The sequence below is a fragment of the Pseudomonas sp. GM74 genome, from assembly GCF_000282455.1.
Taxonomy (GTDB): Bacteria; Pseudomonadota; Gammaproteobacteria; order Pseudomonadales; family Pseudomonadaceae; genus Aquipseudomonas.
The window spans coordinates 19,736-45,678 of record NZ_AKJG01000012.1 but is presented as its reverse complement, the minus strand read 5'-3'; the positions used below and the strand labels follow the sequence as shown (position 1 = coordinate 45,678).

24 protein-coding genes and 1 pseudogene are annotated in these 25,943 nt (G+C 61.5%); 10 read left to right on the top strand and 15 right to left on the bottom strand.

The window, feature by feature from the left end:
* Positions 1-239, top strand: a pseudogene (locus PMI34_RS23570) (pyridine nucleotide-disulfide oxidoreductase); the annotation flags it as partial.
* 9 nt (positions 240-248) lie between these two features.
* Positions 249-1,049, top strand: a complete 801-nt coding sequence (locus tag PMI34_RS23575) for a sulfite exporter TauE/SafE family protein (RefSeq protein ID WP_008046720.1) — start codon at positions 249-251, stop codon at positions 1,047-1,049.
* A 30-nt stretch (positions 1,050-1,079) separates the two neighbouring features.
* On the opposite strand, the gene copD is transcribed toward PMI34_RS23575, so the two are convergent.
* Complete coding sequence (gene copD, locus PMI34_RS23580) at positions 1,080-1,937, bottom strand: copper homeostasis membrane protein CopD (RefSeq protein ID WP_008046719.1); 858 nt, start codon at positions 1,935-1,937, stop codon at positions 1,080-1,082.
* 3 nt (positions 1,938-1,940) lie between these two features.
* Positions 1,941-2,306, bottom strand: a complete 366-nt coding sequence (gene copC, locus PMI34_RS23585) for a copper homeostasis periplasmic binding protein CopC (RefSeq protein WP_008046718.1) — start codon at positions 2,304-2,306, stop codon at positions 1,941-1,943.
* A gap of 137 nt (positions 2,307-2,443) precedes the next feature.
* Between copC and PMI34_RS23590 the strand changes: the two genes are divergently transcribed.
* A complete protein-coding gene (locus PMI34_RS23590) occupies positions 2,444-3,064 on the top strand; it encodes a TetR/AcrR family transcriptional regulator (RefSeq protein ID WP_008046717.1) in 621 nt (206 codons plus the stop codon).
* A 126-nt stretch (positions 3,065-3,190) separates the two neighbouring features.
* Here the strand turns inward: PMI34_RS23590 and preA are convergent, their stop codons facing one another.
* From preA to hydA, 3 genes are all read right to left on the bottom strand, one after another.
* Entirely contained in the window at positions 3,191-4,465 is a 1,275-nt protein-coding gene (gene preA, locus PMI34_RS23595) for an NAD-dependent dihydropyrimidine dehydrogenase subunit PreA (protein ID WP_008046713.1), read from the bottom strand.
* Positions 4,466-5,833, bottom strand: a complete 1,368-nt coding sequence (locus PMI34_RS23600) for an NAD(P)-dependent oxidoreductase (protein WP_008046710.1) — start codon at positions 5,831-5,833, stop codon at positions 4,466-4,468.
* Between the two features lie 161 nt (positions 5,834-5,994).
* A complete protein-coding gene (gene hydA, locus PMI34_RS23605; RefSeq protein WP_008046707.1) occupies positions 5,995-7,434 on the bottom strand; it encodes a dihydropyrimidinase in 1,440 nt (479 codons plus the stop codon).
* 541 nt (positions 7,435-7,975) lie between these two features.
* On the opposite strand from hydA, the gene PMI34_RS23610 reads away from it, so the two are divergent.
* The 6 genes from PMI34_RS23610 (at position 7,976) to PMI34_RS28700 (ending at position 13,584) form a co-directional block, all read left to right on the top strand.
* The gene (locus PMI34_RS23610) at positions 7,976-9,460 is read left to right on the top strand and encodes an NCS1 family nucleobase:cation symporter-1 (RefSeq protein ID WP_008046705.1); all 1,485 of its coding nucleotides are present in this window, start codon (positions 7,976-7,978) and stop codon (positions 9,458-9,460) included.
* Between the two features lie 166 nt (positions 9,461-9,626).
* Positions 9,627-10,910, top strand: a complete 1,284-nt coding sequence (locus PMI34_RS23615; protein ID WP_008046704.1) for a Zn-dependent hydrolase — start codon at positions 9,627-9,629, stop codon at positions 10,908-10,910.
* 94 nt (positions 10,911-11,004) lie between these two features.
* Positions 11,005-11,439: a carboxymuconolactone decarboxylase family protein gene (locus PMI34_RS23620; RefSeq protein ID WP_008046702.1), complete on the top strand. Its 435-nt coding sequence runs from the start codon at positions 11,005-11,007 to the stop codon at positions 11,437-11,439.
* 3 nt (positions 11,440-11,442) lie between these two features.
* Positions 11,443-12,381 carry an RNA polymerase sigma factor SigJ gene (gene sigJ, locus PMI34_RS23625; protein WP_008046700.1) on the top strand — a complete coding sequence of 313 codons (939 nt, stop codon included), beginning with the start codon at positions 11,443-11,445 and terminating at the stop codon, positions 12,379-12,381.
* A gap of 103 nt (positions 12,382-12,484) precedes the next feature.
* A complete protein-coding gene (locus PMI34_RS23630; RefSeq protein WP_008046698.1) occupies positions 12,485-13,126 on the top strand; it encodes a LuxR C-terminal-related transcriptional regulator in 642 nt (213 codons plus the stop codon).
* A 236-nt stretch (positions 13,127-13,362) separates the two neighbouring features.
* A complete protein-coding gene (locus PMI34_RS28700) occupies positions 13,363-13,584 on the top strand; it encodes a hypothetical protein (protein WP_157222703.1) in 222 nt (73 codons plus the stop codon).
* Between the two features lie 64 nt (positions 13,585-13,648).
* Here the strand turns inward: PMI34_RS28700 and PMI34_RS23635 are convergent, their stop codons facing one another.
* Positions 13,649-14,416, bottom strand: a complete 768-nt coding sequence (locus PMI34_RS23635; protein WP_008046696.1) for an SDR family oxidoreductase — start codon at positions 14,414-14,416, stop codon at positions 13,649-13,651.
* A gap of 37 nt (positions 14,417-14,453) precedes the next feature.
* Positions 14,454-15,521 (bottom strand): phosphotransferase family protein, encoded by a 1,068-nt coding sequence (locus PMI34_RS23640; protein ID WP_008046693.1) that lies wholly within the window; start codon positions 15,519-15,521, stop codon positions 14,454-14,456.
* A 190-nt stretch (positions 15,522-15,711) separates the two neighbouring features.
* Here PMI34_RS23640 and PMI34_RS23645 point away from each other — a divergent pair, with 190 nt between their 5' ends.
* A complete protein-coding gene (locus PMI34_RS23645) occupies positions 15,712-16,107 on the top strand; it encodes a DUF4280 domain-containing protein (protein WP_008046692.1) in 396 nt (131 codons plus the stop codon).
* 165 nt (positions 16,108-16,272) lie between these two features.
* On the opposite strand, the gene PMI34_RS23650 is transcribed toward PMI34_RS23645, so the two are convergent.
* The 8 genes from PMI34_RS23650 to tssE form a co-directional block, all read right to left on the bottom strand.
* A complete protein-coding gene (locus PMI34_RS23650; RefSeq protein WP_008046690.1) occupies positions 16,273-16,815 on the bottom strand; it encodes a toxin-antitoxin system YwqK family antitoxin in 543 nt (180 codons plus the stop codon).
* A 12-nt stretch (positions 16,816-16,827) separates the two neighbouring features.
* Positions 16,828-18,837, bottom strand: coding sequence for a type VI secretion system Vgr family protein (gene tssI / locus PMI34_RS23655; RefSeq protein ID WP_008046685.1), 2,010 nt, complete (start codon positions 18,835-18,837; stop codon positions 16,828-16,830).
* A 64-nt stretch (positions 18,838-18,901) separates the two neighbouring features.
* Positions 18,902-19,570, bottom strand: coding sequence for an endonuclease/exonuclease/phosphatase family protein (locus PMI34_RS23660; RefSeq protein ID WP_008046682.1), 669 nt, complete (start codon positions 19,568-19,570; stop codon positions 18,902-18,904).
* A 15-nt stretch (positions 19,571-19,585) separates the two neighbouring features.
* Positions 19,586-20,119, bottom strand: coding sequence for a hypothetical protein (locus PMI34_RS23665; protein ID WP_008046680.1), 534 nt, complete (start codon positions 20,117-20,119; stop codon positions 19,586-19,588).
* 60 nt (positions 20,120-20,179) lie between these two features.
* Positions 20,180-22,723: a type VI secretion system ATPase TssH gene (gene tssH / locus PMI34_RS23670; RefSeq protein WP_008046679.1), complete on the bottom strand. Its 2,544-nt coding sequence runs from the start codon at positions 22,721-22,723 to the stop codon at positions 20,180-20,182.
* A gap of 2 nt (positions 22,724-22,725) precedes the next feature.
* Positions 22,726-23,751, bottom strand: a complete 1,026-nt coding sequence (gene tssG, locus PMI34_RS23675; protein ID WP_008046677.1) for a type VI secretion system baseplate subunit TssG — start codon at positions 23,749-23,751, stop codon at positions 22,726-22,728.
* Positions 23,715-25,508, bottom strand: coding sequence for a type VI secretion system baseplate subunit TssF (gene tssF / locus PMI34_RS23680; RefSeq protein ID WP_008046676.1), 1,794 nt, complete (start codon positions 25,506-25,508; stop codon positions 23,715-23,717). Before tssF ends, tssG begins: the two co-directional genes overlap by 37 nt.
* On the bottom strand, positions 25,492-25,932 hold the full coding sequence (gene tssE / locus PMI34_RS23685; protein ID WP_008046675.1) for a type VI secretion system baseplate subunit TssE: 441 nt from the start codon (positions 25,930-25,932) through the stop codon (positions 25,492-25,494). The genes tssF and tssE overlap by 17 nt, the downstream gene beginning before the upstream one ends.
* Positions 25,933-25,943: the final 11 nt, after the last annotated feature.

Sequence of the window (25,943 nt, the reverse complement as noted above, 5' to 3'; positions counted from 1 at the left end):
GGCAGCCGCTGCCGCTGAAGTACGACGGCTATGGCTCCTGCCCGCTGACGGTTGAGAAAGGCAAGGTGATCCTTGCCGAGTTCGGGTACGCGGGCAAGTTACTGCCGACCTTTCCCCTTGACCCGACGACCCCGCGCCGCTCGGCGTGGTGGCTGAAGGCGACACTGCTACCGTGGTTCTACTGGAACGGCATGCTCAAGGGCCGCGAGTGGCTGACACGTGTGACCAAGGTCGACTGAGAACTCCCTATGTTGCTGGCAAGTCTGTTTGGTGTAGTGATGGGGTTGGTGCTCGGCTTGACTGGCGCTGGCGGCGGTATCCTTGCGGTCCCGGCCCTGGTGTTGGGGTTGGGCTGGAGCATGACCCAGGCCGCTCCGGTGGCGTTGTTTGCGGTGGGCAGTGCGGCGGCGGTCGGTGCCATCGACGGATTGCGCCACGGCCTGGTGCGTTATCGCGCGGCGTTGCTGATCGCCGCGCTGGGCGCGGTGTTTTCGCCGCTGGGCATCTACTTTGCCCACCGGTTGCCGGAAAAAATCCTGATGATCCTGTTCAGCCTGCTGATGGTCGTGGTGGCCGGGCGGATGTTGCGCCGTGAGCGCAAGGACGAGGGTCCCAGCGATCATGGTCAGGCCAACTGGGGCCAGAAGAACTGCATGCTCGATCAACAGACCGGGCGCTTTTCCTGGACCGCCAAATGCACCGCGACCCTCGCCGCGCTCGGGGCAGTGACCGGCGTGGTCTCGGGATTGCTGGGGGTGGGCGGCGGCTTTCTGATTGTCCCGGCCTTCAAGCAACTGACCGACGTGCAGATGCGCGGAATCATCGCGACCTCGCTGATGGTGATCAGCCTGATTTCGGCCATCGGCGTGATCGGCGCGTTCAATGCCGGGGTGCGCATCGACGGTTTGGGCATTGCCTTCATCGTCTCCAGCATCGTCGGCATGATCATCGGCCGCAAGCTCTGCGCACGGGTGCCGGCGCGGGCGTTGCAGCTTGGGTTCGCCAGTGTCTGTCTGGTCGTCGCCGTTTACATGCTGGTGCGTGCCTGAGTCTTGCAGCGCTCGATGGAGATGGGGTTGTCAGCTGGAAATCATCGGCGGCAGGGTGCCCAGCAATGAAACCGCCGCCACTGCGCCAAGCCCCAGCATCCACTCCAGCATTACGCTGGCGCGCAATGCTTGCACACGCAGCTCACAATCATTGATGCGCAGCCGATGGAACAACGCCAGGCCCAGCATCGCCATCACCAGCGCGGCCTTGATCAACAGGATCAAGGCGAACCCGCTGAACAGCGGCGTCGGCCAGAACGCCCCGGTGAGCACCCGCACATTGATCAGCCCGGTGATCAGCAGCCCGGCGACCAGGCCGTAACCGACGCCGCTGAAGCGCTGCAGCATCACGCGGATCGAATGCCCATCGGGTTGACGCAAGATCATCACCAGCAGCATCAAGCCGCCGAGCCAGGCACCCACGCAGATCAAGTGAATGAGTTGATTGAGGATCAGCAACCGCCCTGCGGCGCCATCGAGCATGGCGCCGTGGCCGACCGGGGCCAGGGTGGCCAGCAGCAGGCCGCTGAGGATCAGGCGCAGCGCAAGGCTGGCGCGCAGTGGGGTCAGCAACAACGCCAGCAACAGCAGGTTGATCAGCAAATGCCAGCGCCAGACCTGGCCGAAAAAGGTATTGCCCAGAACCAGGTGCAGGGTCGACGGATCGAAGGCCGCGTCCCAGGCGCCGGCCATGCTCGCGGTAATCAGCAACAACCAGCAGACCCCGCTGGCCAGTGCCACCACGGCCAGCCAACGGGAGGTTCGTGTCAGCCGATGATCCAGTGCGGTTTCGCCATTTGCCAGCAAGGGCCTGAACACCCAGCCCCCGAACAGCATCAGCACCACGATGAAATGCAGGAAGCGGCACAGCACCAGCGCACTCGCCATGAATTACTGGCCGACCTTGAAGGCGTAGGCACCTTCGCTTTTATGGGTGTCGACGGACACGGCGTGCCATTCGACTTTGTAGGCGCCAGCAGTCAACGGCGCGGCCGGGGTGACGATCAGGGTCTTTTTATCGCTGCCTTCGGTGGTCAGCGCTTTGACCGCCACCGGTGCGCCATCCCGCGTCAACGTGACTTTGGTGAAACTGGCCTCGATACCTTCGGAGAACTCCAGGCGCAATTGCGCCGGCGCGGCCACGGTGCTGTCGGCGGCCGGTGTCTGGCTTTTCAGGTGGGCGTGGGCCAACACCGAAGAAGCGGCGAGCAGCGAGCCGAGCAGGGCCGTGATGGTCAGGGTTTTCTTGAGCAGCATCGTGGAGGGACCTCAGGCAGTTTCCAAGTGCGCAGAGTTTAGCTTCACGACAGCGGCTGTACGAAGTTTCGTTTTCCCCTGTCGCCGCATTCCAGAGCGGATGCTAGTCTTGCTCAACGTTGTTGTCGGGGATCCGCATGGGCAATCACAAGATCGAGATTCGTCGCAGTAACGTCGAAAAAATCCTGCTGGGGGCGGAAAAAGTCTTCGCTGAAAAGGGCTTTGGCAGCACCGCCATGGCCGACATCGCCGCTGAAGTGCAACTGCCGCGCTCCAACCTGCACTATTACTTCAGCACCAAGACCGAGCTGTACAGCGCCGTGCTCTTCGACTTGCTGGAAGTCTGGAAGCAGGACGCGCTGTGCTTCGAGATGTTCGATGACCCGCGCGTGGTACTCAGCAGCTACATCCGCGCCAAGATGAACCACTCCCGCAGCCGGCCGTATGGCTCGAAAGTCTGGGCCAACGAAATCATCCATGGCGCGCCGACCCTCGGCGAAGCGCTGGATGCGAGCCTGTACGACTGGGCCAAGATGAAGGAAGCGAAAATCCGCCAGTGGGTGGACGACAAACGCATCCTGCCGGTGGAGCCGTCGAGCCTGCTGTACATGATCTGGGCGTCGACCCAGCACTACGCCGACTTCGATCACCAGGTGAATATTCTCAATGATCATCAGCCGTTGTCGGACATGCAGTTCGAGAAAGCGGTGCAGACGGTGACCAGTGTGATTTTGCGGGGGATCGGGTTGGAGCCCTGAGGTTGGGTGGGGTGGCTGCTGGCCTCTTCGCGGGCAAGCCCGCTCCCACAGGTATCTCTGGTGTACACAACATTTGCGTACGACATAAACCACTGTGGGAGCGGGCTTGCCCGCGATGGCGTCAGTTCAGACACTGACGTGATACGGATTCCTCGGATCATGATTCCAGTCCAGGAACGGCTTGCCGGTCTCCACCGGCACCATCTCGATGCAGTCCTGCACCGGGCAGGTGATCTGGCACAGGTTGCAGCCCACGCACTCCTCATCGATTACTTGATACTTGTGAGTGCCATCCGCTTGCTTGAGGCTGGCCACGGCCTGGTGCGAGGTGTCCTCACACGCGATATGGCAACGACCACAACCGATGCAGGCCTCCTGATCAATCTTCGCGATCACCTGGTAGTTGATGTCCAGGTACTTCCAGTCCGTGGTGTTGCCCACCGCGCGCCCGGAAAATTCCGAAACGCTGGCGTAGCCCTGACTGTCCATCCAGCGTGACAAACCGTCCTTCATGTCTTCGACAATCCGGAAGCCATGCAGCATCGCCGCCGTGCACACCTGCACCGCGCCGCTGCCCAGGGCGATGAATTCCGCGGCGTCGCGCCAGTTGCCGATGCCGCCGATGCCGCTGATCGGCAGGCCCTGGGTCTGCGGGTCGCGGGCGATTTCGGCGACCATGTTCAAGGCAATCGGCTTGACCGCCGAGCCGCAGTAACCGCCGTGGGTGCTTTGGCTGCCAACCATGGGGTTGGCGACCATGCGTTCGAGGTTGACGCTGGTGATCGAGTTGATGGTGTTGATCAACGACACCGCATCGGCACCGCCCCGGTGGGCGGCGCGGGCGGCGACGCGGATGTCGGTGATGTTCGGCGTGAGCTTGACGATCACCGGCAACGAGCAATACGTCTTGCACCAGCGGGTGACCTGTTCCACGTATTCCGGCACCTGGCCGACCGCTGCGCCCATGCCCCGTTCCGGCATGCCGTGGGGGCAGCCGAAGTTCAGTTCGATGCCGTCGGCGCCGGTGGCTTCCACCAGCGGCAGGATGTTTTTCCAGGATTCTTCGACGCAGGGCACCATCAAGGACACGATCAGCGCACGGTCCGGCCAGTCCTTTTTGACCTGGGTGATTTCCCGCAGGTTGATCTCCAGCGAGCGGTCGGTGATCAGTTCGATGTTGTTGAAACCGAGTACCTCCCGGTTAGCCCCGAAGTGTGCCGAGTAGCGCGACGACACGTTCACCGCCGCCGGGTCTTCTCCCAGGGTTTTCCAGACCACGCCGCCCCAGCCTGCCTCGAAGGCGCGGACCACGTTGTAGGCCTTGTCGGTCGGCGGCGCGGAGGCCAGCCAGAATGGATTGGGTGCTTTGATGCCGGCGAAGACAATCGACAGATCGGCCATTTACGCAGCCTCCACGTTGAGCATCAGTTGAGCATTGATTGCCTCGGCGGCGCGCTTGCCGTGCTGCACGGCTTGCACGGTGAGGTCTTGATCGAGGCTGGTGCAGTCGCCGCCGGCATACACGCCGGGGATGCTGGTGCGCAGGTTTTCATCGACTTCGATGCGCTCACCCTGACGCTTGAGTTCGCGCGCGAGCGGATCGGCGAGGGCGTCATTGTCAAAGGCCTGGCCGATGGCCTTGAAGATCGCATCGGCGGCCAGTTCGAAGGTTTCACCGGTGGTTTGCAGGCGGCCTTCCACCAGACGGGTGCGGGCGAAACGCATGCCGCACACGCGGCCTTGGTCATCGAGCAGCACTTCTTCGGGTTGTGCCCAGGTCATCAGTCGCACCTGATTGGCCTTGGCTATCTCCTGTTCGTGATGGGTGGCGCCTATGTCCTCGATGCCACGGCGGTACACCAGATTCACATCGTGGGCGCCGAGGCGGGCCATTTGCACCGCCATGTCGATGGCGGTGTTGCCCGCGCCGAGGACGATGCAATGATCGGCCAGGGGCAGTTGCGTCAGGTCATCGGCCTGGCGCAGTTCGCGGATGTAGTCGGTGGCGGCGAGCAGGCCGGGCGCGTCTTCGTGGGCCAGGCCCAGCTGTTTGCTGGCGTTGAGCCCGAGGCCGAGGAACACCGCATCGAACTGTTGGTGCAGTTCGCCGAGGGTCAGGTTCTCCCCGAGTTTGTGCCCATGGCGGATTTCGATGCCGCCGATTTCCAGCAGGAACTCGAGCTCTTTTTGTGCGTAGTCATCCACCAGTTTGTATTTGGCGATCCCGTATTCGTTGAGGCCGCCAGCCTTTGCCCGCGCCTCGAAGATCACCACGTCATGCCCGTGCATGGCACTGCGGTGGGCGCAGGACAAACCGGCTGGACCGGCGCCAACCACGGCGATGCGCTTGCCGGTGGCCGCTTCACGCTGGAACGGGTGAGCGCTGAAGTGGGCGTTGTCCACGGCGTAGCGTTGCAACAGGCCGATCATGACCGGCGCACATTCGTGAGCGTTGTTGCGCACGCAGGCTTGCTGGCAAAGAATTTCCGTCGGGCACACCCGGGCGCAACTGCCGCCGAGGATGTTGGCCGAGAGGATTTTCTGCGCGGCGCCTTGCACGTTGTCCTGCGCAATGTTGCGGATGAACGAAGGAATGTCGATCTCGCTCGGACAGGCATTCACGCAGGGCGCGTCGTAGCAATACAGGCAGCGCGAGGCTTCCAGTTGCGCCTGGCGCTCGTTGAGCGGCGGTGCCAGATCGGTGAAATGGCCGGCGAGGGCGGCCGCATTCTCGATGGGATGCGGGAGGTGGTCCAGGGTCTTGATCACGATTTTGGCCTCACGGTGATGGAGGTGCTGCCTCTGAATGGGCATTGTTTTTTGTGTTGTCTGTGCGGGCCTCATCGCGGGCAAGCCCGCTCCCACAGGTTTTGTGGACACCCGAGATCTTTGTGGGAGCGGGCTTGCCCGCGATAGGCCGAAGGCCGCTCTCAGCGCTTCACGGCTACCGGCTGATTCAACTCGGCCCGCTTGCTCAGCAAATCAAACACCGCCGGGTACGCCGGCCGTTCGATATACCGCCCGGCCCCGCGTTCGGCCCGCAGGTCGCCGTCGGCCCAGACCACGCGGCCCTGGCTGATGGTGTGGCTGGGCACGCCGCTCACGGTCTTGCCTTCGAAGATGTTGAAGTCCACCTGCTGATGGTGGGTCTTGGCGGAAATGGTCCGTGTGCCTTGCGGGTCCCACAGCACCAGGTCGGCATCGGCACCCACGCGTATCGCGCCTTTGCGCGGGTAGAGGTTGAAGATCTTCGCCGTGTTGGTGGACGTCAGCGCGACGAATTGCTGCATCGAAAAGCGTCCGCTGTTCACGCCTTCATCCCACAACACTGCCATGCGGTCTTCGATGCCGGCGGTGCCGTTGGGGATTTTGCTGAAGTCATCCTTACCGGCGGCTTTTTGCTCGGCGCAGAAACAGCAGTGGTCGGTGGCGGTGGTGTGCAGGTTGCCCGATTGCAGGCCATGCCAGAGCGCCTCTTGATGGCCGCGAGGACGGAACGGCGGGCTCATCACATAACCGGCGGCGGTTTGCCAGTCCGGATGGCGGTAGACGCTGTCGTCCAGCAGCAGGTGCCCGGCCAGTACTTCGCCGTAGACCGGCTGGCCCTTGCCCCGAGCGTAGGTGATTTCGTCCAGCGCTTCCTTGGTCGAGACGTGGACCAGATACAGCGGCGTGCCGAGGGTTTCGGCGATGCGGATCGCCCGGCTCGCGGCCTCGCCCTCAACCTGCGAAGGACGCGACAGCGGATGCGCTTCCGGCCCGGTGATGCCTTGGGCCATCAGCTTGCGTTGCAGGTGATACACCAGTTCACCGTTTTCCGCGTGAACGGTCGGCACCGCGCCCAGTTCCAGGCAGCGTTCGAAACTCGCCACCAGGGTGTCATCGGCGGCCATGATCGCGTTTTTGTAGGCCATGAAATGCTTGAAGCTGTTGACGCCGTGCTGGCTGACCAGCTCGGCCATTTCCTCGCGGACCTGGTCGCTCCACCAAGTGATGGCTACGTGAAAACCGTAGTCCGACGCCGACTTCTCGGCCCAGCCGCGCCACTGATGGAAGGCTTCGAGCAAGGATTGCTGCGGATTGGGAATCACGAAGTCGATGATCGAGGTGGTGCCCCCGGCCAGTCCCGCCGCCGTGCCGCTGTAGAAGTCTTCGCTGGCCACGGTGCCCATGAAGGGCAGTTGCATGTGGGTGTGCGGGTCGATGCCGCCGGGCATCAGGTATTGGCCGCTGCCGTCGAGCACTTCGGCGCCTGCAGGAACATCGAGTTTTTCACCGATGGCCTTGATCACGCCGTCTGCGCAATACACATCGGCGCGATAACTTTCATCATGGGTAACAACGGTGGCGCCACGGATCAACAGAGACATTCCGAGTTCCTCGCAGGCAATGACCGGCTTGTGCCGGCTCTAGATGTTCTATATGAAAACAGTCAAGGCAGGTTTATTCCTGTCAACGCTGTCAGGATTAAACGCTAGCTGCAGTTATACGAATCGGCAAGAATATTTTTTATAAGCTTATTCGTTTATTAACTAATTGATATTTAACGATTAAATATAAGAATCACCAAAATGGTGAGGCCGTTCACCATTTTGACGCACTTGACAGGATCAAAAAATAGTCAAGATTTCCTATGTGAAATCAGCTGTTTGAGTATGGTCTATGGTTGATGCGCAGCCATTGAAAAAAGATCGACGCACCAGTTTGAGTCCTGACTGTTTCGACAACTTGCCAGGCATTCGGCCTGAGTGGCCTGACAAATAGACGAGTCAGCGAATAAAACTGATAAACATCAGTTGGTTGCAATGTGTTTATGGAACTGCCCGATGCGTAATCGGGGTACCCGGCACGTTTATTGATGCCGCCAGCCCCCGATGAGCAAAAAATAATTCAAAGAACAGTGGAGCGGCCATGCAACAGATCAGATCGCAAGTGACCGAGCGCGACGGCTTGTTCGAGTTGGAAGCCGGCAGCGATGTCCTCGACAGTCCCCGTTACAACCACGACATTGCACCGACCAAGGTGCGCGAACGCACCTGGAACAAATGGCACATCACCGCGCTGTGGGTGGGCATGGCGATCTGCGTGCCGACCTACACCCTCGGTGGCGTGCTGACCGCGTACTTCGGCCTGACCGTCGGTGAAGCGCTGCTGGCGATTCTGTTTGCCAACATCATCGTGCTGATTCCCCTGACGCTTAACGCCTTTCCCGGCACCAAGTACGGCATTCCCTTTCCGGTGTTGCTGCGCTCGTCCTTCGGCGTGCTCGGCTCCAACATTCCGTGCCTGATCCGCGCCCTGGTGGCGTGTGGCTGGTTCGGAATCCAGACCATGTTCGGCGGGCTGGCGATACATCTGTTTCTCGGCTCGGTGTTCGAGGGCTGGAAGTCTTTGGGCGGCACCGGCGAGGTCATCGGCTTCATGGTGTTCTGGGCGCTGAATCTGTGGGTGGTGATTCGCGGCGCCGAGTCGATCAAATGGCTGGAAACCCTGTCGGCGCCGCTGTTGGTGCTGGTGGGCGTAGGTCTGCTGGTCTGGGCCATGCCCAACGTGTCGATGAGCGAATTGCTGGCAATTCCGGCCAAGCGTCCCGAAGGCGCCGGCGTGGCCAGCTACTTCGCGGCGGGGCTGACGGCGATGGTCGGCTTCTGGGCCACGCTGTCACTGAACATTCCGGACTTCAGTCGCTACGCAAAAAGCCAGAAGGACCAGATTGTCGGGCAGATCATCGGCCTGCCGCTGACCATGTTCCTGTTCGCGTCCCTCGGCGTTGTGATGACCGCGGCGTCGGTGAAACTGGTGGGGGTGACGGTGTCCGATCCGGTGACCTTGATCGGCCATATCCAGAGCCCGGTTTGGGTTGCACTGGCGATGGCGCTGATCATCATCGCCACGCTGTCGACCAATACCGCAGCCAACATCGTGTCACCGACCAATGACTTCCAGAACATCGCGCCCAAGGCGATCAACCGCACCAAGGCAGTATTGCTCACCGGGTTTGTCGGGTTGGCATTGATGGCCCATGAGCTGCTGAAAAAACTTGGTCTGATTGTCTCGGACGTCAGTCTCGAAACCGTCTATTCCAACTGGTTGCTTGGCTATTCCAGCCTGCTGGGGCCGATCGCCGGGATCATGGTGGTGGACTATTTCCTGATCAAGAAACAGCAACTGGACCTTGCCGGCCTTTACCGCGATGACGTGTACCCGGCGTGGAACTGGAGCGGGTTCATCGCGTTTGGCGTGCCGGTGGTGCTGACGTTGTTGTCCCTGGGCAGCGATGCGTTCAGCTGGTTCTACAGCTATGGCTGGTTTACCGGCTCGATCCTGGGAGGGGTGATTTATTACGGGTTGAGTGTGATGCGGCCCAGCCCGTCTGTCGCGAAATCTGCGGTGTAAGTGAGGGCCTCATCGCGGGCAAGCCCGCTCCCACAGGGACTGAAGTCGTACACTAATACGGTGTACACCCGATCAACTGTGGGAGCGGGCTTGCCCGCGATGGCGGCCTCAAGTTCACCAACGAATTGCCTGAAGAAACACACAAGAACAGCCAGAGGAGATCATCATGAACGCGGCCGTAGACGTTCTGCAGTCCAGCCATCAGCACATCAACCGCGACCGCCTGTGGCAATCGCTCATGGAACTGGCCAGGCTCGGCGCCACGGTCAAGGGCGGTGTGTGTCGCCTGGCCCTGACCGATCTTGACCGCCAGGCCCGGGACATCTTCGTCAAGTGGTGTATCGATGCCGGCTGCACCGTCAGCATCGACGCTGTCGGCAATATTTTCGCCCGCCGTCCCGGGCGCAATCCGGACCTGCCACCGGTGATGACCGGCAGCCACATCGACACCCAGCCCACCGGCGGCAAGTTTGATGGCTGCTTCGGCGTGCTGGCGGGCGTCGAGGTGCTGCGCACCCTCAATGACCTCAACATCGAGACTGAAGCGCCGCTGGAAGTGGTGGTCTGGACCAACGAGGAAGGCTCGCGTTTTGCTCCTTGCATGATGGGTTCCGGCGTGTTCGCGGAAAAATTCACCCTCGAGGAAACCCTGGCCAAGGTCGATGCCGAGGGCGTGACGGTCGGTCAAGCACTCAATGCCATTGGCTATGCCGGCCCACGCAAAGTCAGCGGCCACAAAGTCGGCGCCTACTTTGAAGCCCACATCGAGCAAGGCCCGATCCTGGAAGACGAACGCAAGACCATAGGCGTGGTCATGGGCGCCCTCGGGCAGAAATGGTTTGACCTCAAGCTGCGCGGCGTCGAAGCCCACGCCGGCCCGACCCCGATGCACTTGCGCAAGGACGCCTTGGTCGGCGCCGCAGTGATCGTCGGTGCGCTCAACCGCGCCGCTCTCAGCCATCAACCCCATGCCTGCGGCACCGTCGGTTGTCTGCAAGCCTATCCCGGCTCGCGCAACGTCATTCCCGGCGAAGTGCGCATGACCCTGGACTTCCGGCACCTGGAACCGGCGCGCCTGGATTCGATGATCGCCGAAGTGCGCGAAGTCATCGAAACCACCTGCGACGAACACGGCCTGACCTACGAGCTCACGCCAACGGCAGACTTCCCGCCGCTGTACTTCGACAAAGGCTGCGTCGAAGCCGTGCGCGGTGCCGCCCAAGGCCTGGGCCTGTCACACATGGACATCGTCAGCGGCGCAGGCCACGACGCGATCTTCCTGGCCGAACTCGGCCCGGCCGGGATGATCTTCGTGCCCTGTGAAGGCGGCATCAGCCACAACGAAATCGAAAACGCCGCGCCGGATGACCTGGCGGCCGGCTGTGCGGTGCTGTTGCGGGCGATGCTGGCGGCTTCGGCGGCGGTGGCGAAGGGCGAGCTGGCGGCCTGAACCGAGTGACGTGCGCTGAAATTTTCAGCGCACGTCACAACGCGCAATCCTCAATCGTCATCCTGTTGAATCCCTCAATCAGTGGAGCAATACGATGTCGTCCAACACCCAAGCGGTCAACCTGCTGCAAGCGATCCCACAGGTTTTCGAAAGCCTGACCCAGGTCCATGTCGTGCTCGATCAGCATGATCTCGATCCTTCCCTCAAGCACTTGATCCACCTTCGCGCCTCGCAGATCAACCAGTGCGGTTTCTGCGTGAAGATGCACAGCCGTGAGGCCCGGGAAGCCAATGAAACCAATGAACGCCTGGATCGCCTGATCGTCTGGCGTCATGTCAGTGATTTCAGCCCTTCGGAGCGCGCCGCGCTGGCGTGGACCGAAGCCTTGACGGTACTGGATGCAAAAACCGATTACGCCAGCCTTCGCATTGAACTGAGGGCGCATTTCAATGACGAACAGATCGGCGCCTTGACGGCCGAGATCGGGATGATCAACCTGTGGAACCGCTTGCAGGTGTCGAGGCACTGATTGATGAACTGCACTGAAAACACCGCTACTGTGTTCGAGCAGCGCCGGCCCTTTTTGCTTGGTCTGGCCTATCGCATTCTCGGTTCGCGCGCCGAAGCCGAGGATGCGGTGCAAGAGTTGTTCATCAAGTGGCTGGAGGCCGACCGGGCCTCCATCGCCACGCCGGCTGCCTGGCTGACCACAGCCTGCACCCGGCACTGCATCGATGTGCTGCGCTCGGCGCACACATCCCGGGTCGACTACATCGGCACCTGGCTGCCGGAGCCGATTCACACCACCCACCAGGACTCACCCGAACACAGGCTTGAACTGGCCTCGTCATTGTCCACCGCGTTCATGTTGCTGTTGGAGCGCCTGACACCCAAGGAGCGCGCGGCGTACCTGCTCCACGAAATCTTCGACATGGATTACCCGCAGGTCGCCGATGCGGTCGGGGTGCAGGAAGCCGCTTGCCGCAAGCTGGTGTCTCGGGCCAAGGCGAGTCTTGGCGGCGGACACGCCCGTTACCAGCCCGAACCCCTGCGTCAAACCCAATTGCTGGGTGCGTTTCACGGCGCTATCGCCAGCGGTTCGACCGCTTCCCTGAGCGCCATGCTCAGCGAAGACGTTGAACTCTGCGCCGACAGCGGCGGCAAGGCTGCGGCCATCCGCGAAACCCTGTCGGGTATCACGCGTGTACTGGAGTTCATCGGTCAGTCGCTGCACACCTATTGGCAGGCGTGCGAATGGTTGCCCACTGAAATCAATGGTGCACAAGGCGTCATCATCAAGGCCGACGGCAACATCACGGCGGCGATGACCTTTGGCTTTGATGAGGCGGGGCGGGTGAATCGGGTTTTCATCATGCGTAATCCGGACAAATTGGCGGGGCTTGATGGAGATCCCAGTGGGAGCGGGCTTGCTCGCGAAAGCGGTAGACCAGTCAACATGTATGTCACCTGACACACCGCTTTCGCGAGCAAGCCCGCTCCCACAAGTTTCATTGCACTAACCAAAATTCCGGCGGTCGTATTCTTCACAGGGTCACAATACATGTGGAGACGTAATGAGCCATGACGTCCTGACCACGGAAACCGATCGCCGGCAATTGCGGCAAATCATCGCCGGCCTGTCCGACGGAGTGATTCTGCTGGACCCCAACCAGAGCATCCTGTGGGCCAATGATGCCGCGCTGGCCATGCACGGCGCAGCGCACATCAGCGATCTGGGCAGCAACGCCAAAGCCTATGTCAAACGCTTCGTCCTTCGTTATCGCAACAATCACCTCGTGCCGGCCGACAGCTACCCGATCAATCGGGTGGCCCGTGGCGAGACGTTCAGCGATGTGCTGGTGGAGGTGACATCGGCGGGGAGCGAAGCGTGCACCTGGGTCCATCGCGTGCGCAGCCTGGTATTGGCTGACAGCCGTGGCAAGCCGCAATCGCTGGTGTTGATCATGGACGATGTCACTGACCGGGCCAGCACCGGGCAACTGACCGCCCGTGAGCGCGATGTGCTGGGCCTGATCTGCGAAGGCCTGGCCGACAAGGACATCGCCGCGCGCCTGAAACTGGCGCCGAACACAGTGCGCAACCATGTGGCTACGGTGTATTCCAAGCTCGATGTGCACAGTCGCAGCGGGGCGATTGTCTGGGCTCGGGAGCGGGGACTGTTCTCTGGTGAATCCCGGTCGAAGGGGCAGGGTTAAGGTACAAACGCACGATCGGTCACCACATTGATCGAAGTTCTGCGTTACGAACTGCAAAGCAACTCCCTGTAACCCCCGCATCCGGTGATGTAAGAACTGTCAGCTTTTACGGGTGTTGGCCACGGATTGAGCTATAAATGATTCGCGGATATTTATTTTTTTGACAGGTGCATGGATTTTGCACGCCGGTTTTGTTGTCACAAAAAATGTGTCTATCACTTATCGCGGGTCAACCTATGAAAACTCTTGGGAAACGCGTTATCTCACCTTTGTCGCTGGCATTGTGCGTGGCGATCCTCGGCGGCTGTGCCAGTCCGCCACCCCCTCCAGCGGTCACGCCACCCCCTCCTGAACGCACCTGCCAGGCCATGGATAAGACCGATGTCCTGGGCGATGTGCGGGCTGAAGACGGGCAGGTGACCCGAGTCACCACTACGACTCGTTGCGTCACGCAGTAAATCGGGGTTCACTTTGTGGGAGCGAGCAAGCTCGCTCCCACAGGGGGTTGTGGAACTCAGGCCATCAGGACAGGAAACCGCCATCCACATTCAGCGAAACGCCGGTGGTATAGCTGGAAGCATCGCTGGCCAGGTACAACACTGCGCCGGCCATTTCGCTCGGGTCGGCTACGCGCTTGAGCGGGATCTGTTGCAGCGCGGTGTTCAGGATGGCTTCGTTTTTCACCAGTGCCGAGGCGAACTTGGTGTCGGTCAGGCCTGGCAGCAAGGCATTGCAGCGAATCCCGAACTGCGCGCATTCCTTGGCGAAGACCTTGGTCATGTTGATCACCGCCGCCTTGGTCACCGAGTAGATGCCCTGGAAGATGCCCGGCGAAACACCGTTGATCGAGGCCACGTTGATGATGCTGCCGCCGCCGTTTTCACGCATCAGCTTGCCGGCTTCGACCGACATGAAGAAGTAGCCGCGGATGTTCACGTCGACGGTTTTCTGGAAGGCGCTGAGGTCGGTGTCCAGTACGTTGCAGAACTGCGGGTTGGTCGCGGCGTTGTTGACCAGGATGTCCAGGCGTCCGAACTGTTCCTTGATGCCGGCGAAGACCTGGCTGATCTGTTCCATTTCGCCGATGTGGCAGGCAACGGCGGTGGCCTTGCCGCCAGCGGCGATGATGGCGTCGGCGACGTGCTGGCAGCCTTCGAGCTTGCGGCTCGACACGATCACGTGGGCGCCTTGCTGGGCCAGCAGTTTGGCGATGGCTTCACCGATGCCACGGCTGGCGCCGGAGACGAAAGCGATCTTGCCGTCGAGGTCGAACAACTGAGTCTTGGACATGGGATTCCCTTGTTATGAAGCCTTGTGATGACGCTGATCAGAGGCTGGATTTCGAAATGACCTGCAGGCTCATCTGCTCCAGCAGCTTGTTCATGTGAATGAACTGCGCGAAGCGTTTGTCCTGGGTCTGGCCATGGTAGAAGCGGTAGTAGATCTGCTGCACGATGCCGGCCAGGCGGAACAGGCCGTAGGTGTAGTAGAAGTCGAAATTTTCGATGCGAATGCCCGAGCGTTCGGCGTAGTAGTCGACGAACTCGCGGCGGGTCAGCATGCCCGGCGCGTGGCTCGGCTGGCGGCGCATCATCTGCACCGGCGCCGGATCATCGGCTTCGATCCAGTAGGCGAGGGTGTTGCCCAGGTCCATCAGCGGGTCGCCGAGGGTGGTCAGTTCCCAATCGAGCACGCCGATGATCTGCATCGGGTTGTTCGGGTCAAGGATCACGTTGTCGAAGCGGTAGTCGTTGTGCACGATGCTGGAGGTCGGATGGTCGGCCGGCATCTTGTCGTTGAGCCAGGCCTTGACCACGTCCCATTGCGGCGCATCGGGGGTCAGGGCCTTTTCGTAGCGATCGCTCCAGCCTTTGATTTGCCGCGCGACGTAGCCTTCGGGCTTGCCCAGGTCACCCAGGCCGTAGGCGTTGTAGTCGACGCGGTGCAGTTCCACGAACTTGTCGATGAAGCTCTTGCACAGGGCTTCGGTTTTCGCCGAATCCAGGCCCAGTTCCGGTGGCAGGTCCGAGCGCAGGATGATGCCGTTGACCCGTTCCATGACATAGAACTCGGCACCGATCACCGATTCGTCGGTGCAGTGCACGTAGGCTTTCGGGCAGTACGGGAAACCGTCGCGCAGCTGATTGAGGATGCGGAATTCACGGCCCATGTCGTGGGCCGACTTGGCCTTGTGGCCGAAGGGCGGGCGACGCAGGACGAATTCCTGTTCCGGGTATTCCAGCAAGTAAGTGAGGTTTGAAGCGCCGCCCGGAAACTGGCTGATCTTCGGCAAGCCGCTGAGCCCCGGAATATGGGCCTTGAGGTACGGATCGATCAGGCTGGCATCGAGCTCTTCGCCGGTGCGGATACGGGTGGACTGGTCGTTAAGCGCCATGCTTATCCCTTCTGCTTATTCTGGAGGCCTTAAACTATTGGCTAATCTAATGGTGAGACGTGAGTGCCACAAGCGTGGCACGGTCTTATAGGTTAGCGTGTTGCAGGATAATCAGCGTTCCTGATGTGCGAGAACACGCCCGGCGGACTATGGTTCAGGGGGCAGGATGCTGCCAGGAAGGAGGTTTGAAATGGGTTGTCCGCAAGTCTGTGCCACCGCTACCCTGCAATGCAGTTTTGGCGCGGCACCGGCCGTGCTCAACGTGCTGCCGGTCAATCGCACACTGACCGCCGGCCTGCCGGCGGCGAACATCATGGATCACATCCCGCTGGTCAACATCATGCCCTTCGGTGTGTGCACGAGCCTGGCCAACCCGACGGTCGCGGCCGCCACCGCCGCGGCGCTGGGTGTGCTGACACCGATGCCCTGCATCCCGGCCACCGCCACGCCGTGGATACCGGGCGGGGCGCCTACGGTGCTGCTGGGCGGCATGCCGGCCATCGATGCCAACAGCACCTTGATGTGCAACTGGGCCGGGGTGATCAAGATTGTGATGCCCGGGCAGATGCAGATGCTCATTCCCTGACTCACACGATCGAACTGTGGGAGCGGGCTTGCTCGCGAAAGCGGGGTGTCAGGCAACATCGATATTGAATGTGCCGGCCTCTTCGTCGGAACGCCGCCCGGAGCAAGCCCGCTCCCACAGGGGATCTTCTGTGAATTCAGAATTTGTGAACTTGCCCGCGATCCCTCAGGCCTCGGCAGGATCACTCCAGCGCCTGAACCACCAGCGGACCCTCGAGATCGGCTTGCCCCCTGCGTCCAGCGGTCGCCCATCGGCGGCGAAACCCTGTTCCGGTTCCAGCAACTGACCATTGAGATATCTCGCCTCGACGGCGGTTTTACCGTTGTGGTGAAAGCGCTGATACCGCCCCTCGCGCACGCCATCGCGGTAGAACTCGGCCTCGGCCAGTTGCCCGTCGGGAAAGTAATTGAACGCCTCGCCATGCAGCAGCCCTCGGTGGTAAGTCGCCTTGCGTTGCAGCCAGCCTTGCGGCGCATGGAAACTGGCGATCCCCTGCAGCTTGTCACGGACAAACGGCAGATGCGCCGAGACCTTGCCATTGGGGTGATACAGCAGGGTAGTGCCTTGCAATTCGCCCTGGCTGTAGTGCAAATCGGCTTGTGCGCGCCCGTCATCCTTGATGTGCAACGCACCGTCGAGCTGACCATCGAGCAAGCGACCTTTGAGCTGTTTATCGTTCTGCTGCAAGTCCAGCGGTGTGATGGCCATGGGTTCTCCTTGTCAGTTGACCTGCACCAGGCCGCCCTTGATGGTCAGCATGCCGCCGCCATCCACGGTCTGCGAAGCGGCTCCCTTGTTGGTCAGGCTGATCCCGGCATCGTTGGTCATTGTCGTGCCGGCCTTGTTCTCCAGCGAGGTGCCGGCCTGGTTGCTCAAGGAAGTGCCGGCCTTCTGACTGATCGAGGTGTTGGCCTCGGCGGCAAGGTCTGCGCCGCTCTTGATCGCAAAGCTGCCACCGCTTTGCAGGGTCAGGGTGCCGGTCACCTTGATGGTCAGGTTGCCGTCCACGGTCAGGCTGTAGTTGCCGGTGACCGTGTGGTCGTAGTTTCCGCCCGTGCTGTGAGTCTGGTCGGCGCCGACTTTCACCGTGCGGCTGTCCTTCACGTCAAGGCTGTCGCTGCCGGTCTGGATGGTCACGCTGCGTTTGCCTTTCTCCAGGGTCACGGTCTCGTCGCCTTCCTTCACCGTGCGCGTGCGCGCGTTCTGCACCGTCAGGGTCTCGTCGTGGCCAACGGTGGCAGTGGTGTCATTGAGTACGTTGATCTTCAGATCCTTCTGCGCTTGCAGAAACACCTCTTCGGCGTCCTTCTTGTCCTCAAAGCGCAACTCGTTGAAACCGCCGCCGCCCTTGGACGACTGGGTCTTGATCCCGGACTGGGTCTGATTGGCCGGCAGCGCGTAGGGCAGGGCGTTGTCACCGTTGTAGACGCAACCGGTCACCAGCGGCCGATCGGGATCGCCGTCGATAAAGGTCACGATCACTTCCTGGCCGATGCGCGGGACGAACTGCATGCCGAAACCCTTGCCGCTCCAGGGCAGCACCACCCGTACCCAGCACGAACTGGTTTCGTCGTTCTGGCCGTCGCGGTCCCAGGGGAATTGCAATTTGATGCGGCCGTATTCGTCGGTCCAGATTTCTTCGCCCGACTTGCCGACCACAATCGCCGTTTGCGTGTGCATGCGCGGCTTGGGCGTGATTCGGGCCGGGCGGTAAGGCGTGGCTTTGGGAATCGCTTCGAAGCGGTTGCGGTAGTTATCGTGGTTGACTTCGTGAGTCACCGTCGTCACCACCCAATCGATATTCAGGCTCGCATCATCATGACCGGCGAGGGTGAACCAGTGTCCCGGCACCAGCCAGCGGCAGTCGCTTTCGCCGATAAAACGCTTCTCCTGACTGCGCAAGCCATCGGCGCGCTGCTTGGTCAGCGTATCGCCGCGGGCCTTGGCGTTGTAGCTGCCCGGATGCTCGTACATCGACCGGGGCCCGGCGACTGCTTCGGCCTGGCTGTAGAGCGAAGTGGTCGGCGTGGTGAACTCGTAATCCGTCGCCCGATAAACCCCGGCTACGGCTTGCATGCACACCTGGCCGGAGCGAATGCCATGCAGTTCGCGCTCGCCCAACTGCTGGCCGAGATAGTTTACCTTCGGCCCGTTCGGGATTTGTGGGAAGGCATCGTTACTGTCCCCCAACACCAACGTGTGTTTGCCGTCTTCGTGGGTAAAAAACCAGAAAATCCCTTCCTCTTCCAACAGGCGCGATACGAAGGCGAAATCGGTTTCGCTGTATTGCACGCAGTACTCGCGCGGGGTGTAGCTGCCAGTGAGTTTCAGCGTGAAATCGGTGAAGCCGTGTGCCTTGAAAATCGTGGTGACGATGTCTGATGTGGATAGGTTCTGGAACACCCGGTTGTTGCTGGCCAGGGTCAGCCACCAGAGCCAGGGGCGTAGCACGAGTTGATAGCGCTCGGCGGTGGCGTCGGCGGGGAGTTGGCGGATTTCGGCAACCAGTGCGTCGAAGGGCCGGGTTGTCGCGTCGTTGTGCAGGGTCGTGGTGACGTGGGTGGCGACGGCGCTGGTCAGGGCGAGGGCGGCGTCGTCGTTGAGGCCGTTGAGAGTTTGCGAACCCAGCGCGTTGAGCGCTTCTTCACCGGACAGCGACTCAGGGTAAAGCGCCGACAGCGAGGCGGCGGTGAGAGAGAGGCTGGTGTTGCTGTCGGTGGTACGGGGCATGAAGTAGCCTCGGTGGAACTATGGATCAGCTTACAGCGGCAGTTGAAACTTCCGCCGTTGGCCATCAACCGGTGACATCGAAAAGAATAGGCCGATGATCGGGGCCGGACATATCAAACACATGCCCAAGCCCAGTGAGGTCAACGACAGTAACCGTCACATCCACCGACGCCAGAACCCAGTCGAGAATGCCTCCTTTACTTTGAGTCTGTTGGCCTCCCCAGCATTCATAGGCAAGCCCCGCTGTGTCGAGTTGTCCGACGTTCTGATAGTCCAGGTTCAGATCGCCCGTCGCGACCCATCTTCCACCCAGGGCAGTGCAAGACTTGAGCTGGCTTCTGGTCAGTCCATTCTGTCCGGATTTGAAATGCGCGAGGAAAACATAACCGGTGTAACCTCCCACGCCGTGGGCCTCCACGGCAATCAGATCCCTGTTCAAGCCAAGCAGGCTGCCCTGGCTGCACACTTGAAGGGCCTCAAAACTTTTGACCATGACAATGTAGGCGTTCGAATAGCCACCGGTGAAGGAGTACACGCTGTAGTTCTGATAGATGGCCGCAAGGTTCGAACGATAGTTGTCGATTTGCGCTGAATGTATTTCGCACAAGAAAACAATGTCTGCGTTCCAGTAATTGCTGGAACAGCAGTTGTGGATAAAGAAATCGACTTGCGTCTGCTTGTCCAGTGTTGAGGACTTGCCGTTCTTTTCAACGTTGAAGCTTGCGATTCTCATGCGTTCACCTATGAGCTACTTCTTCTGCCGGTAAAACACCAAACCGGTGGGCGAAAACAGGAACACAGTGTCTTTGGGGGCGTTGTCGTATCCCGTATCGCTGGAGATGACGATGGTCCGCATGCCGTTCTGGGCGAGTTTCTTGTAACCCGCCCGACAGCGTTTGCAGGGGGCCATGCCTTGATGGATGATGATGTTGCCCTGGATACCATTGATTTGCGCGATCAGCGTGTCGTCGTATAGCGCGTTTTCAAAACACACCGCCGAGCCGCGCTTCTCGCCGACGAACTTGCTCTTGATCGTCAGCGCCTTGCCGTCCGGTACGTATTGCGCGATGTGGAACGCAATACCATCGGCCAACCCGTAGCGTGTCGTTTTGGGCGTGGCTTCCAGGTCAAGGTTGTCGGCTTTGTTCATCATGTCGACCAGAACATTACCGGCGGGCATGCCGGTTTTACCTCGCTTGTTGTGATCGACGTGCAATATGGTGTTCATGTCGATCGCCTTTCCGTCTTCAGTGTTGATCCCGCACAAGTCATCCCAGTTCATGGGTTTTCTCCTGACTATCTTCATTCACCGAATGTGGCCGAGTGCGGCACTGCCGATGTCTCACTCCAACACCCACTCCGCCAACTTCCCCGTCACCTGCGTCATCAAAACGTTCTCGACATCCCGGGCCCCGGCAGCACTGCACTTGGCCAATACCGCTTGGACAATCCCGGCATCAAACTCAAATTGCTTCCCGGTGGCGGCCTTATACCTCCCGCGCAATTTCTCCAGTTTCGCCAACACAATCCCTTCCAGCGTCGCTTCATCCAGCGGTCGATATGCGACCACCGTCATGCGCGCCAGAAACGCCGGGCGGAAGGCTTGCAGCAGCACCTTGTGCAAGGCTTCGTTAAAGGCGTCGGTGCCCAGTTGCGCGACCGGTGTGTCGAGCAACAGTTCGGCGCCCACGTTGCTGGTGGCGAGCATCACGGTGTTCTTGAAATCCACCACCAATCCGGTGCCGTCTTCCATCACGCCTTTGTCGAACACGTTGTAGAAGGCTTCGAGCACGTCCGGATGGGCCTTCTCGATTTCATCGAGCAACACCACCGAATAGGGTTTGCGCCGTACTGCTTCAGTCAGTACGCCGCCGCTGCCATAACCGACGTAACCGGGTGGGGCGCCCTTGAGTTGGCTGACGGTGTGGGCTTCCTGGTATTCCGAGAGGTTGATGCTGATCAGGTTGCGTTCGCCGCCGTACAACGCATCGGCTAACGCATAAGCGGTTTCGGTCTTTCCCACGCCAGTCGGTCCGACCAGCAGGAACACCCCGACCGGTTTTTGCGGATCGGTGAGGCCGGCGCGGTAAGCCTGCAGGCGCTGGGCGATAGTGCCCAGCGCGATGCTCTGGCCCATGACGCGCAACCCCATGCGTTGGCCGAGGGTGCGCACGGCGTGGGCTTCGTCGGCGAGCATTTTGCCCACCGGGATGCCGGTCCAGCCGGCGATGACGGCGGCGACGGTTTTGCCGTCGACCTGTTCCGGTACCAGCGGATCGTCCTGGCGAATGGCGTCGAGCCCGGCTTCCAGGCGCACCAGTTCGGCGGCCAGATGATCGATGCGGCTGTCGATGGCTTCGTCCGGTTTGTCGCTGTCGGCGCGTTCGCTCAAGGTCAGCAGTTCGCTGCGGGTTTCCAGCAGTTCGCGAACCGCAACCCGCTCTTCATTCCAGCGCACTTCCAGTTCGCGAATCGCTTGCACATTGGCCACGGATTCGGCTTCAAGCAGGGTGATGCGCTCGCGGTGATCGAGCCCGGTGGCTTGTTCGCGGCGCAGGCGTTCGACTTCGTCCCTGAGGCTATTCTGCCGGTGACGCAGGCTTTCCAGGGGGGGCGGCACGTCGTGCTGGCCGAGGGCGACCCGGGCGCAGGCGGTGTCGAGCACGCTGATGGCTTTGTCCGGTAACTGGCGCCCGGAGATGTAGCGATGGGACAGTTTCACCGCTTCGTGAATCGCCGCGTCGAGCACCTGCACGCCGTGGTGCTGTTCGAGTTTTGCAGCGACACCACGGAGCATTTCCACTGCGGTGGCTTCGTCCGGTTCCTCCACCTGCACCAGTTGAAAACGACGGGCGAGGGCCGGGTCTTTCTCGAAGTATTTTTTGTATTCAAGCCATGTGGTGGCGGCCAGGGTGCGCAACTCGCCACGGGCCAGGGCTGGTTTGAGCAGGTTGGCCGCGTCGCTACCGCCTTCCGCGCCACCGGCACCGATCAGGGTGTGGGCTTCGTCGATGAACAAGATGATCGGTTTTTCCGCGCTGCGCACTGCATCGATCACCCCTTTGAGGCGTTGTTCGAACTCGCCCTTGACCCCGGCGCCGGCCTGCAACAGGCCGAGATCGAGCACACGCAAGCTGACTTCCTGCAAGGACGGCGGCACATCACCGGCAGCGATGCGTAAGGCCAGGCCCTCGACGACGGCAGTCTTGCCCACGCCCGGTGCGCCAACCAGGATCGGGTTGTTCTGCCGACGGCGCAGCAGGATGTCGATGCATTGGCGAATTTCGCCGTCGCGACCGACGATGGGGTCGATGCGCCCGGCGTGGGCGTCGGCGGTCAGGTCCTGGGTGAACTGGTCCAGCACCGAGTCCTGTTTCGGTGTCGGGGTGCCGGCACTCACCGCACGTTTACCGCCGACGTGCTCGCGAGAATTTTCGGTCCATTCCAGCAGGTTGCTACGCAAAGCTTCCCGGGGAATCTTCAACAGTGATGAAGCACTGTTGAGCAACAGGCTGCGGCGCTCGTCGCGGTCGATCAAGGCAAGTAGCAGCAAGCCTGAGCGAATGCTCTCCAGCCCCAGCACGCTGGCCTGTACCACCGCGTCTTCGAGCAGCCCGGTGGTGTGCGACGACAATGCCGGGGTGCGCGTGCTGCCGGACTTGAACAGCTCCAGCGCTTTGTTGATTTCCGCCGTCAAGGCGTCGCGCTCCAGGCCGAAGCGCGGCAGCAGATAAGCGAAGTCTCCGCCCTCGATGTCCAGCAGTTCCAGCAGCAGGTGTTCGATTTCGACGTAGTGGTGGCCTCGCTGCAGACAGCGTTGCGCGGCCTTCTCCAGGGCGCGGCGGTTGTCCGGGTTGAGGCGTCCGATCAGGCTGGCCAGTTCCATGTTCAGGTGATCTCCAGCTGACGAAGACGGGTTTCGATGCGTTGCACCGCCAGGCTGGTCTGGCGTTGCAGGCCGCCGTTCCAGCTGAGCAGTGGCGGCGCCTGGCGACCGAGTTTGATTGGGCCGGCACCGCGTACCAACAGCACCAGGGTGCAGTCCAGGTCCGGGCCAAAATACAGTGCGCTGAGGCTGGCCAGTGCCGGGTGCGACTCGCCATCGGGCAGGAACCGCGCCGCCTGGGCAGAGGTCAGCGGGCCAAGGGTCAGGCGGATGCCGGCGTGTTCATCCCAGACTCGGGTGCCGGCCACTGCCGTACGCCCCAGTTGCAGGTTGCGGCCACCGGGGATCATGCGGCTGCGACTGGCGGGCGGGATCTCGCGCCAGGCACCTTCATAGGCACCGAGTTCAACCGGCAGTTCGAAATGCTCACGTACGATGGCTGCAAAACCGGCGAGGGAGCGGCGCCCATCGGCGAACAAGGCGCTGCATGCCAGCACGGCACAATCGGGTACGGCCTGACGCTCGCGCAAGGCTTTGGGCAGTAGCCCGGTCAGGGCCCGCAACTGCGCCTGGACCGCCGAAGCACCGGGGACGGTGAACCCCACGGCAATCCGGTGCTTGCGCATTACTTTGTACAGCAGGCTCAGCAGCCGGTGCTGGAACAGATCGAGAAATTCAGCGGGCGCGTAATCCTTGGCCCGCGCGCGTTGCTGCAACCATTCCTGATAGGCGTAGGGCAGCGGGCCGTCGGGACCGCCGAGGCCAAACACCGGGGTACTGAGGACCGCTTGCTGGCCGGGTTCCTGGGTCAGGCTTTCGATTTCGCTGGCGGCAAACAGCGGCGTCAACGGGCCGCGCAAGCGCAGTGCTTCCGCTTGCGGGGCGGTGCCGCTGCCCAGGGATTCGGCTTGTGGGTGTTCGCGCTCCAGCAGCAACAATGCCTGCAACAGTTCGAACCCCTGGGGATCCCGGCGCAGTCGTTGGCTCAGGCTCAGAGGGACAGTGGCATGCCGGCTTGGGGTTGCCATGTCTTCACCTCCCTGTCCGATTGCACCAGCGCCGTGCGCACGAAACGGTTAGCGGTGGCATAGAGGGAAAAGAACTGCGCAAGCACCGCTGAAAACAACACTGCGCTGCTACCGACGAAATGCTGCGGGTCCAGTTGCAGGCGCACCTCCAGCCCATTGCGCCAGCCGCGCCAGGCGTCTTCGCCGACATGGGCGATGACGCGTTCACAACCGAGGCTGAGCAGACCTTCGATTTGCCGCCAGGCGCTGGCCTCGTCCCGCAGGTTGTGCAGCTGGAGGATTTCCTTGAGTGCGTCAAGCGCCTGTGGCCCTTCGACCAGCGACAAATGATTGAGGGTCAGTTGCGAGACCAGCCGCCAGCGCGACTCGCCGTCCAGTCGCGGCACACTTTGCGGGCTGGGCGGGTTGCGCAGGCGCGCCCAGGCCACGGGGCCCGGGCGTTCAAAACCTAACGGTGTGCCGGCCGGCAGGCTCTGCGCCATGTGCCGATTGGTGCAAAGCAGTTCAGCGGTGAGGCTGTATTCAATGGCTTCTGACAGCGGGTCGAATCGGGTGTCCACCAGGCTTACCAAAAGGTCAGTGCCGAGGCGATTGGGGGTCATGCCGCTGACGCGTCGGGCATGCCAGTAGCACTGTTTATCGGCACCGCCATGCTGGCTGCCGTAATAGGCCGGCACTCGCTGAACCCCGCGACTGGATGTGGCACGCACCGCGCGGATGCTATGGATCTCGACGCTGTTTTCCCGGTGGCTGTCGGCGACCAGGCGGTATTCGCTGCGAGTACCGTCCGGGCGCAGGGGCTCCGAGGTTCGCGGAAACAGATTGATCACCGGCGTGCAGCCCAGTGCAAGGTCGCTGGCCTGTAGGTGCAGGCGGTTGGTCGGGGCGCGGTCGAAGACGATGTATAGGTAGAGCGCTTGACTGTTGCTGGTGGCGCCCGCCAGGGGCAGGTCGAAGAAGTTGAATTTGTCCGCGAAGGCAAAGTACTCGGCGAGCAGGCGCATGCCGGGGTGCACGCCGTCCTCGTCCGGCAGCAAACCTTCATCGCCGGCAAAACCGACGATCTGCGGCAGCCCGACAAGGGCTTTCGGCACGCTGCCAACGGGGCCGGCCAGGACCTGCACGGCATGGGCGCCGAGCAGATCGTAGAGGCAGGCGTTGACCACCGGGGACGCACTCAGGTGGATGCGTAACTGTTCGATGCCCAGCGTTGACCACTGGCTGTCACCGAGGCAGCGCAGGCCCAGTCTCAATGCCGACCGCGCCTGGACAACGCCGGTCAGGGCCTGGGCTTCATCGCTGCCCAGCAGCAACGCTTCGGTGATTTCCACCGGCCACAGACGCACGGGTGCACTGGTGCGAAAGTGGATGCTTTCGCCTTTGCCGGTGGTGACGAACAGCGGCGTGTCGCGAGGCAACGGGTAGCCGCCGTCGAGATTGCCTTTGCTCGGGTCCGGCTGGAACTGCACGATTGCGCAGGACGGCAGCGGGCGCATCGCCAATGGATAGAGTTGCTCCAGCAGGGCATCGCTGAATTCGGCGTAGTCGTCATCGAGCCGGCGTTGCAGGCGGGCGGCCAGCAGCGCGAATCCCTCAAGTAGCCGTTCGACGTGGGGGTCGGGGCATTCGTCGGGGGACAACTCCAGCCGCCTGGCGACCTTGGGGTAGCGCTCGGCGAAAATGCTGCCGGCATGGCGCAGCCAGGTCAGTTCTCGTTGGTAGTAATCGAGCAGTTGCGGGTCAATCGAGTCGCTCATGACGCACCTCAAGGCCATCGCTTGCCTTCTCGATGACAAATGCCACGGGCCAGTGCTGCTGGCCGCCGCGCAACTCGCCGAGCAGGCGGATGCTCAGTTGCTGCGGATGGTCGGGGACTGGATTGACCTGAACCTCGCCCAGTTTCAGGCGCGGTTCGAAATGGTTGATGGCCTCGCGCACTTCCCGCGCCAACTGCCGTCGGTCATCGCTACGCTGCTGTTGCAGGGCGGTCCAGTCAGCGAGGCCGTAGTCGAGAATGCTCGGTGGCGAGGTCAGGGCACGAGGGCCACGTCGGGTGTTGAACAGGCGCAGCAATTCGGTGCGGACCGAGTCGAGCAGGTCCTGGAGGTCGAACGCATGCAGCGTGTCGACCTCGCTTGCGGCCAGTCGCTCGAACAGCGGTGGGAGTAGGGAGCCTGCCATGGCCGACGCGC

Excerpts from the sequence above, each read along its gene's own strand:
- PMI34_RS23575 (WP_008046720.1), top strand. The coding sequence starts at position 249 with ATGTTGCTGGCAAGTCTGTTTGGTGTAGTGATGGGGTTGGTGCTCGGC.
- copD (WP_008046719.1), bottom strand. The coding sequence starts at position 1,937 with ATGGCGAGTGCGCTGGTGCTGTGCCGCTTCCTGCATTTCATCGTGGTG.
- copC (WP_008046718.1), bottom strand. The coding sequence starts at position 2,306 with ATGCTGCTCAAGAAAACCCTGACCATCACGGCCCTGCTCGGCTCGCTG.
- PMI34_RS23590 (WP_008046717.1), top strand. The coding sequence starts at position 2,444 with ATGGGCAATCACAAGATCGAGATTCGTCGCAGTAACGTCGAAAAAATC.
- preA (WP_008046713.1), bottom strand. The coding sequence starts at position 4,465 with ATGGCCGATCTGTCGATTGTCTTCGCCGGCATCAAAGCACCCAATCCA.
- hydA (WP_008046707.1), bottom strand. The coding sequence starts at position 7,434 with ATGTCTCTGTTGATCCGTGGCGCCACCGTTGTTACCCATGATGAAAGT.
- PMI34_RS23610 (WP_008046705.1), top strand. The coding sequence starts at position 7,976 with ATGCAACAGATCAGATCGCAAGTGACCGAGCGCGACGGCTTGTTCGAG.
- PMI34_RS23615 (WP_008046704.1), top strand. The coding sequence starts at position 9,627 with ATGAACGCGGCCGTAGACGTTCTGCAGTCCAGCCATCAGCACATCAAC.
- PMI34_RS23620 (WP_008046702.1), top strand. The coding sequence starts at position 11,005 with ATGTCGTCCAACACCCAAGCGGTCAACCTGCTGCAAGCGATCCCACAG.
- sigJ (WP_008046700.1), top strand. The coding sequence starts at position 11,443 with ATGAACTGCACTGAAAACACCGCTACTGTGTTCGAGCAGCGCCGGCCC.
- PMI34_RS23630 (WP_008046698.1), top strand. The coding sequence starts at position 12,485 with ATGAGCCATGACGTCCTGACCACGGAAACCGATCGCCGGCAATTGCGG.
- PMI34_RS28700 (WP_157222703.1), top strand. The coding sequence starts at position 13,363 with ATGAAAACTCTTGGGAAACGCGTTATCTCACCTTTGTCGCTGGCATTG.
- PMI34_RS23635 (WP_008046696.1), bottom strand. The coding sequence starts at position 14,416 with ATGTCCAAGACTCAGTTGTTCGACCTCGACGGCAAGATCGCTTTCGTC.
- PMI34_RS23640 (WP_008046693.1), bottom strand. The coding sequence starts at position 15,521 with ATGGCGCTTAACGACCAGTCCACCCGTATCCGCACCGGCGAAGAGCTC.
- PMI34_RS23645 (WP_008046692.1), top strand. The coding sequence starts at position 15,712 with ATGGGTTGTCCGCAAGTCTGTGCCACCGCTACCCTGCAATGCAGTTTT.
- PMI34_RS23650 (WP_008046690.1), bottom strand. The coding sequence starts at position 16,815 with ATGGCCATCACACCGCTGGACTTGCAGCAGAACGATAAACAGCTCAAA.
- tssI (WP_008046685.1), bottom strand. The coding sequence starts at position 18,837 with ATGCCCCGTACCACCGACAGCAACACCAGCCTCTCTCTCACCGCCGCC.
- PMI34_RS23660 (WP_008046682.1), bottom strand. The coding sequence starts at position 19,570 with ATGAGAATCGCAAGCTTCAACGTTGAAAAGAACGGCAAGTCCTCAACA.
- PMI34_RS23665 (WP_008046680.1), bottom strand. The coding sequence starts at position 20,119 with ATGAACTGGGATGACTTGTGCGGGATCAACACTGAAGACGGAAAGGCG.
- tssH (WP_008046679.1), bottom strand. The coding sequence starts at position 22,723 with ATGGAACTGGCCAGCCTGATCGGACGCCTCAACCCGGACAACCGCCGC.
- tssG (WP_008046677.1), bottom strand. The coding sequence starts at position 23,751 with ATGGCAACCCCAAGCCGGCATGCCACTGTCCCTCTGAGCCTGAGCCAA.
- tssF (WP_008046676.1), bottom strand. The coding sequence starts at position 25,508 with ATGAGCGACTCGATTGACCCGCAACTGCTCGATTACTACCAACGAGAA.
- tssE (WP_008046675.1), bottom strand. The coding sequence starts at position 25,932 with ATGGCAGGCTCCCTACTCCCACCGCTGTTCGAGCGACTGGCCGCAAGC.